Source organism: Leucobacter soli, assembly GCF_042659205.1.
Classification (GTDB): Bacteria; Actinomycetota; Actinomycetes; order Actinomycetales; family Microbacteriaceae; genus Leucobacter; species Leucobacter soli.
In genome coordinates this window covers 1-7,174 of sequence record NZ_JBHSRW010000112.1, presented here as the reverse complement: position 1 = coordinate 7,174, position 7,174 = coordinate 1, and the positions used below count along the sequence as shown (strand labels likewise).

The window sequence follows — 7,174 nt, the reverse complement described above, 5'->3', positions numbered from 1 at the left end:
CGCGACGGGCGCGGGGTGGCGGAGGCCGAAGCCTCCGGATCCCCCGCGCCCGTCGCGCCCTCGTCCGGGACGACGCCATCGGCGTCGGCGTGAGCGGTCATGTCGCCTAGCTTGTCACTACGGCGGCGGTCAGCTGCGACATCGGCTCGCTCAGCGCGTTGAGCTTCGCCGCGAGCTCGGCTCGGGCATCGTCGTCCACCGTGTCGTAGAACACGAAGCCCTGATCGTAGGAGCCGTAGGTGTCGAGCAGAGCGAACATATCGGCGAAACGCTCGTCGAGCTGCGCGACGAGGTCGTCGGCGCTGTTCGCGAGCGCGATGCCGCGCGCGGTGTCGAAGGCGACGTAGGATCCCTCGACGTTCGCGTAGAAATCGTAGAGGTCGGTGTGCGCGAACTCGTTCTCCTCACCGGGGAGCTTGCCGTCGGGAGCGGAGACCTCGTCGAGCAGGCCCTTGGCGCCTTCCGTGATGTCGGCGAGCGTCAGGGTGAAGTCGGGCGAGGCCACCTTCTCCTTCAGCTCGGTGACATCGGCGACCAGCTGCGCGCCGAGCTCGGCCCGGTCCTCGGAGCTCAGCGGCTCCAGATCGGGGTCGCCCGGGTAGTCGCCGTTCGCCACGGCGGCATCGTTCCACAGATCCATCTCGATCCGGTGGAAGCCGGTGAAGGGGATGCCTTCCTCGTCGGCGCCGGGCTTGCGGTAGTCGATCTTCGGGTCGAGGTCGCCGAACTGCTCGGCCGTGGGCTCGATGCGCTCGTAGTTGACGCGCGCGAGCGGGAAGAGCTGCTTCGCGGTCTCGTCGTCGCCGGAGGTGTAGGCCTCGACGAACTCCTCGACCTTGGGCAGGAGCTCCTCAGTCTGAGTCTTGACGTAGGCGACGTACTGGGCGACGACCGCGTCCGCCTCGGGAGTGCTCTGCAGAGCCGCTCCGCTCACGCTGAAGGCGGTCTGGCCCACCCCGACGCCGATCATGCCGGGCTTGCAGGCGGTGAAGTAGTCGCCGGGGCCGACCTGCACGGTGAGATCGCGCGACGCGCCGGGGGCGATGTTCTCGACCTCGCCGACGATCGTGAGGCCGTTCTCGCCGAGCACGTAGAACTCGTTGACCTTGGTGCCCTCGTTCGTCACGGTGAAGACAAGGGTGCCGCTCTCGGCGGTCGCGGTCTCGACGGCGCAGCCGTCGTCCGAGGCCGTGACGGCGATCTGCTGCTGGGCGTCGCCGCCCGCGTTGGGCACGCAGCCGGTCAGGGCGATCGTGGCCGCGGCGAGGCTCGTCACTGCGATCGCGCCTCGGGTCGTGATGGTGGTCACTGCTGTTCCTTTCGTACGGTGGTCGTGCGCCTTCCGTCCCTCGCCGCGTAGGACTTGACGAGGAAGAGCGGAAGGACGATGAGGAGATAGAGCGCCCAGACGATGACCTCGAGCTTGGTCATCTCCGGAGAGAAGCCGATCGTGCCCTTCAGCAGCACGCCGAGTACGCCGTCGGGCGGGATGATGTGCGGAATCTGGAAGGCCCATGCGGCCTCGCCGAACCAGGAGGCTGCGAAGGCGCCCGCGCCGATCGGCGCCGCCATGAAGGGGCCGGGCAGCGCGCCGGCCTCCTGCAGGTCGTGGATCCCGTAGGCGGCGATGCCTGCGGCGAAGAGGATCAGCAGGACCCCGGACCAGCGGAAGAAGCGGGTGAGGTCGATGCGGAGCAGGCCCCGGTACATGGCCCAGCCGAGGAGCACCGCGACCACGACGCCGGAGACCGCCGAGAGGAATCCGAGCAGCGGCGAGATATCGCTGGCCCGAGTCGTGGCCCAGATGAAGAGCGCCGTCTCGATCCCCTCGCGCGCGACCGAGACGAAGCCGACCGCGGCGATCCCCCAGCCGCCGCCGACGAGCGCGCGATCCATCTGCTGCCGCAGGTCCTCCGACATCCCTCTCGCCATGCGCAGCATCCAGAACACCATCCAGGTGACCATGACGACTGCGAGGAGCGACAGCAGTCCGCCGATCATCTCCTGCGCGGTGAACGACAGGCCGTACGCACCGAAGGTGAGGATGGCGCCGAGGATCAGCGAGAGGAGGATCGCTGCGGCGACGCCGACCCAGATCTTGCGCACGGCATCGCGGCACCCGACCCGATTCGCGTAGGCGAGCAGCACACCGACCACGAGGGCCGCCTCCAGGCCTTCTCGCAGGCCGATCAGCAGCGTGGCGATCACGACGGCTCCCCTCGGGTGCCATCTCGGCACCAACATGTGATGTTGGTAAGGCTATCCTTACCAGCTAAACCTACCACATGTTCATCAGATGATTGCCGCCATCGCGATCCGCGGGTACGCACCCGAAGACGGCACCCGCGGATCCGAGAGCTCGTCTCCTAGCGGAACGCGCGTCCGAGCAGCGTCTCGGCGCTCCGGCGGGGGCCGGTGAAGAACGGCGTCTCCTCGATCACGTGCCGGCGGGCGCCCGTAGCCCGGAGCTCGCGCATGAGGTCGACGATCCGGAAGAGTTCGTCGGCTTCGAATCCGAGCAGCCACTCGTAGTCGCCGAGGCCGAACGAGGCGACCGTGTTCGCCAGCACATCGCCGTAGTCCCGCGCTGCGGCGCCGTGCTCTCGCAGCATCTGACTCCGCTCGGCATCGGGCAGCAGGTACCACTCGCGCCCTCGCACGAACGGGTAGATGCAGAGATATCCCTTGGGCTCCTCCCCCGCGAGGAACGCGGGGACATGCGAACGGTTGAACTCGGCGGCGCGATGCACCCCGATGTTCGACCAGACCGGCGCGAGGCGGCCGGCTGACTCCTCGAGCACCGCACGATAGGCCGCCTGCAGCGCACCGGACGTCGGCGCGTGCAGCCAGAGCAGAAGATCGGCGTCGGCGCGGAATCCGGAGACGTCGTACCATCCCCGCACGGTGAGACCGGCCGTCGCGCAGAGACGATCGATGATCGCCCGGATCGCCTCGCCGCCCGGCGACGGCGCACTCGGATCCTCGCGGAACACGGCGTACATCGTGTAGTTGACCGCGCTGTTGATCTCTTCAGCGATGTCGGAATGGTCGATGTGCGGAGCAGCGGAGGGCTGTGCAGCAGAGGGCGATGCAGCGTTGTCGGTCACGGGGAGGTCTCCTTCGTTCTTTCGTGTGTTCTGCGTTCGAGTCACGGGCGCGGTGCCGCTCAGTCCTCGTCGCCTGCGAGCACCGGGACCCCGGTCACCTCGCCGTGCCGCATCCGGCAGCTGCCGGGCGGAGCGACGTCTGGGAAGGCCCCCAGCGCACCGACGGTCGGCGCCTCTGCAGCTTCGCCGCGTTCTCGTGCGGCGCGCTCCAGGATCATGTCGACGAGGCCCGAGACGAAGGCCGGGCGCACGCTCGCCGTGCCCGCGCGGACGGCTCGGATCCCGTGATCCCTGGCCGTCTCCAGCGCCTCGATGTCGAGGTCGAACGCGACCTCCATGTGGTCGGAGACGAAGCCGATAGGCGCGATCACGATCTTGCGCACTCCGTTCGCGGCGAGTTCTCCGATGTGATCGTTCACGTCGGGCTCGAGCCAGGGCACGCGCGGGTCTCCCGAACGGGAGCAGTACGCGAGCGAGGAGTCGAAGCTCGCAGCGGTGCGCGCGGCGAGGATCCGGTCGAGCTCGGCTCGCACGTCCTCGTGCTGCTCGCGATAGCCGTCCCCGGTCTCGGCCGAGGCGTCCTGCATGGTGTCCGGGATCGAGTGCGTCACGTAGACGATGTGCGCGCCGTCGAGGCCGCCGGCTGCCGCGACGGTCTCGCTGCCATACCCCTCGCCCAACCGGGCGGCAGCCTCGAGGATCGCCTCGGCGTTCGCCTCGACGAAGCCCAGATCGTTGAAGAACGGTCGCAGCATGTCGATCCGCAGTTCGTCACCGAGCTCGGCCCGCGCCGCGGCGAGGTGCTCCCTGTACTGCCGGCTTCCGGAGTAGGAGGCGTAGGCACTGGTGACCAGTGTCAGGATGCGCTTGGCGCCGAACGCCTGCGCGTCGCGGAGCGTATCCACGGTGTAGGGATGCCAGTTCCGGTTGCCCCAGACGACCGGCAGCTCGACGCCTCGCCGATCCAGTTCGGCGCGCAGCGCGACCAGCAGTGCCAGGTTCTGCTCGTTGATCGGGCTCTTGCCGCCGAAACCGTAGTAGTGCTCCCCGACCTCCTTCAACCGCGCTTCGGGGATCTGCTTGCCGCGGGTCACGTTCTGCAAGAACGGGAGGACGTCGTCGGGGCCGTTCGGGCCGCCGAACGAACAGAGGAGCAGGGCGTCGTAGGGCTGAGCTGAGCGAACCATATCCTGCACGCTATCGGAGCCTTCCTGTACATCTGATGTGATACATCTGATCTGAACTTCTCAGTGTTCCATCGACGGTTCAGCGACCGAACAGCGCTGCGACGGCGTCACTCGCCTGCTCGGCTCGCCCCTCGCGACCGAGGGCGCGGATCCGCGTCATCGGGTCGTGCAGCAGACGCCCGGCGAATCGCCGAAGAGCCAGTTCGGCCTCGCTCTCCCCTGTATCGACGACGCCGGAGCCGGAACGGGAGCCCCTGCGCGAACGGTCGACCTCGTCCTCGAGCAGCGCGAGCACGTGCTCGCGAACCGCCAGCAACGCCGGAAGAGCCGTGCGCTCGGCCAGGGAGGCATCGAACTCCTCGACGGCCTCCCGCACGATCCGGGCGGCTTCCGCCTCCACGCCGAGGCCGCGCCCGCCGCCGACACTCGCCATCTCCTCGAGATCGAGCAGGCGGATGTTCGGGAGGTCGGCCACCCCCGGATCGATGTTCCGAGGCATACCGAGATCGACCAGCACGCGCGTCGCTGCGGGGCCGGGCGCGACGAGCTCCTTCGGCGTGAGCAGAGGCTCGTCGACGCGGCTGCAGGCGATCACCAGCTCGGACTCCGCGAGCGCGTCCGCGAACCCGCCGGCGCCCACCGCCTCGAGCCCTCTTGCCGCGGCGTACGACTCGGCCCGGCCCGAGGGCGAATGCACCTGGATGCGGCGCGCGCCGCGCGCCCGCAGCGCGGTGACGACCGCCCCCGCGTATGCGCCTGTTCCCACGAGCAGGATCGGCAGCTCCGGCCAGGGCGCCAGGTCATCTTCGACCAGGTCGAGCGCGAACCGGACGATGGATCGACCGGCCGAACGGACCGAGGTGTGCTGCTTGACGCTGCGGCCGGTTCGTGCGGCGGCCTGGAACAACCGCTCGAGCCGGTGGGTCACGGTGCCGCGCTCCCGTGCCCCGGCATGCGCGCGGCGCACCTGACCCGCGATCTCCTCTTCGCCCAGGACCACCGATTCGAGGCCGGCGGTCACGGAGAACAGGTGTTCGACCGCTCGACGGTCGGCGCGCACGGAGGCGGACCGTCGCACTTCCGCCCCGGGAACGCCGGCGATCCCGGCGATCCGTTCGATCACGGCCTCTCCGAGCGCCTCCCCCTCGACACCCGCGGTCGCCTCGTCCGGCGCGTTCGGAGCGTCGAGGTAGAGCTCGAATCGATTGCAGGTCGAGAGGACGATCGAACCGTCAGAGAGCGAAGGATCGGATACCGCGACGGCGATGGACTCGCCTCCGCGTGCGAGCCGTTCGAGCAGGGCGAAAGGCGCGTTGCTGTGATCGAAGGAGATGGAAAGGAGCATGATCCCTGTTCGAGGACGATCTGATCTGGTGTTCCAAAGGGTAGTTCATCGAAGCTGAGTACATCTGATCTACCACATCAGATCTATAAGCTAGCATCACGTCTGATGAACATTCTCTCAGGTTCGCACCCGCTCATGGATGGGCGGACGAATAACGCCCCGCTGATCCGCGCCCTCCGGGGCGAACGACCCGAGCGCACCCCGGTCTGGTTCATGCGACAGGCGGGGCGCTCGCTTCCCGAGTACCGCGCCCTGCGCGCCGAGAACGGCATGCTCGAGGCCTGCCTCGATCCCGCTCTCGCGAGCGAGATCACACTGCAACCCGTACGCCGGCACGGGGTCGACGCGGCGGTCTTCTTCAGCGACATCGTCGTGCCGTTCCGCCTGGCCGGTGTCGATGTCGAGCTCGTATCCGGACGCGGGCCGGTGTTCACCGAGCCCGTGCGCACGAGCGACGACGTCACCCGGCTCCGAGCCGAGCACGGCGCCGATCGCTTGCGCGAAGCGCTGGATCCGGTGCGCGAGGCGGTTCGGCTCACGACCGCGGAGCTCGGGGGCACCCCCCTGATCGGCTTCACCGGAGCGCCCTTCACCCTCGCGGCCTATCTCGTCGAGGGCGGCCCCTCGCGCGATCACCTCCGTGCACGCACGCTCATGCACTCGGACCCGGATACCTGGCGTGCGCTGCTCGAATGGGCGGCCGAACTCTGCGGTGTTTTCCTGGAGGCGCAGGCCGAGGCCGGCGCGAGCGCGGTCCAACTCTTCGACTCGTGGGCGGGGTCGCTCTCGGCAGCGGACTACCGCGACCACGTGGCCTGGGCCTCGCGTCGCACGCTCGAACCGGTCCGGCGGCTCGGCGTGCGGGACGACCGAGAGGGCGACGGAGAGGCGTCGGCGCGCATCCGCTCCGTTCCGGTCATTCATTTCGCCGTCGGCTCCGGCCATCTGCTCGAGGAACTGGCGCAGGTCGGAGTGGATGCGCTCGGGGTCGATTGGCGCACGCCGCTCGACGACGCGAGCCGTCGACTCGGGCACCTGTTCCCACTGCAGGGCAACCTCGATCCGGCATTCCTCGGCGCACCGCCCCGGGTACTCGAGGATCACGTCGCCGACGTGCTCCGCCGCGGCGAGCAGGCGCCGGCGCACGTGCTGAACCTCGGTCACGGCGTGCCGCCGACGGCCGACCCCGACGTATTGAGCCGGATCGTGGAGCTCGCTCATGGCGACTGACCGCCGTCCCTCACGCATAGGCGTCATCGGCGGCGGGATCGCCGGCCTGATCGCCGCGCGAGACCTCGCCGCCGCCGGTGCGGACGTGCTGCTACTCGAGTCGTCTGAGCGACTGGGCGGGCGCATCCGCCGCGAAGAGCTCGACGGCATGCACATCGACATCGGTGCGGAATCGTTCGCGACGCGCGGTGGCGGCGTCGAGGAGCTGCTGGCCGATCTCGGCCTGCAGGACGCGTTGGTCCGCCCGGCGCCACTCGGCGCCTGGGTCGTCGAGCAGCGATCGGGCTCCGGGCGGGACGGGGCGG

General features: G+C 69.1%; 7 protein-coding genes. 2 read left to right on the top strand and 5 right to left on the bottom strand.

The window, feature by feature from the left end; genetic code table 11:
- Positions 1-106: 106 nt before the first annotated feature.
- From efeO to ACFPZL_RS08145, 5 genes are all read right to left on the bottom strand, one after another.
- The gene (gene efeO, locus ACFPZL_RS08165; RefSeq protein ID WP_218114789.1) at positions 107-1,309 is read right to left on the bottom strand and encodes an iron uptake system protein EfeO; all 1,203 of its coding nucleotides are present in this window, start codon (positions 1,307-1,309) and stop codon (positions 107-109) included.
- Positions 1,306-2,208, bottom strand: a complete 903-nt coding sequence (gene efeU / locus ACFPZL_RS08160; protein WP_218114865.1) for an iron uptake transporter permease EfeU — start codon at positions 2,206-2,208, stop codon at positions 1,306-1,308. The genes efeO and efeU overlap by 4 nt, the downstream gene beginning before the upstream one ends.
- 158 nt (positions 2,209-2,366) lie before the next feature.
- Positions 2,367-3,107, bottom strand: coding sequence for a hydrogen peroxide-dependent heme synthase (hemQ, locus tag ACFPZL_RS08155; protein ID WP_382335072.1), 741 nt, complete (start codon positions 3,105-3,107; stop codon positions 2,367-2,369).
- A 59-nt stretch (positions 3,108-3,166) separates the two neighbouring features.
- Positions 3,167-4,294 (bottom strand): ferrochelatase, encoded by a 1,128-nt coding sequence (locus ACFPZL_RS08150; RefSeq protein ID WP_218114790.1) that lies wholly within the window; start codon positions 4,292-4,294, stop codon positions 3,167-3,169.
- A gap of 79 nt (positions 4,295-4,373) precedes the next feature.
- Complete coding sequence (locus tag ACFPZL_RS08145) at positions 4,374-5,639, bottom strand: glutamyl-tRNA reductase (RefSeq protein ID WP_218114791.1); 1,266 nt, start codon at positions 5,637-5,639, stop codon at positions 4,374-4,376.
- A 105-nt stretch (positions 5,640-5,744) separates the two neighbouring features.
- Between ACFPZL_RS08145 and hemE the strand changes: the two genes are divergently transcribed.
- Together hemE and ACFPZL_RS08135 are read left to right on the top strand one after the other, a co-directional pair.
- Entirely contained in the window at positions 5,745-6,869 is a 1,125-nt protein-coding gene (gene hemE / locus ACFPZL_RS08140; RefSeq protein ID WP_218114792.1) for a uroporphyrinogen decarboxylase, read from the top strand.
- Positions 6,859-7,174: FAD-dependent oxidoreductase (locus ACFPZL_RS08135; protein WP_382335070.1), on the top strand; the 316-nt coding region annotated here is incomplete at its 3' end. The genes hemE and ACFPZL_RS08135, both read left to right, overlap by 11 nt.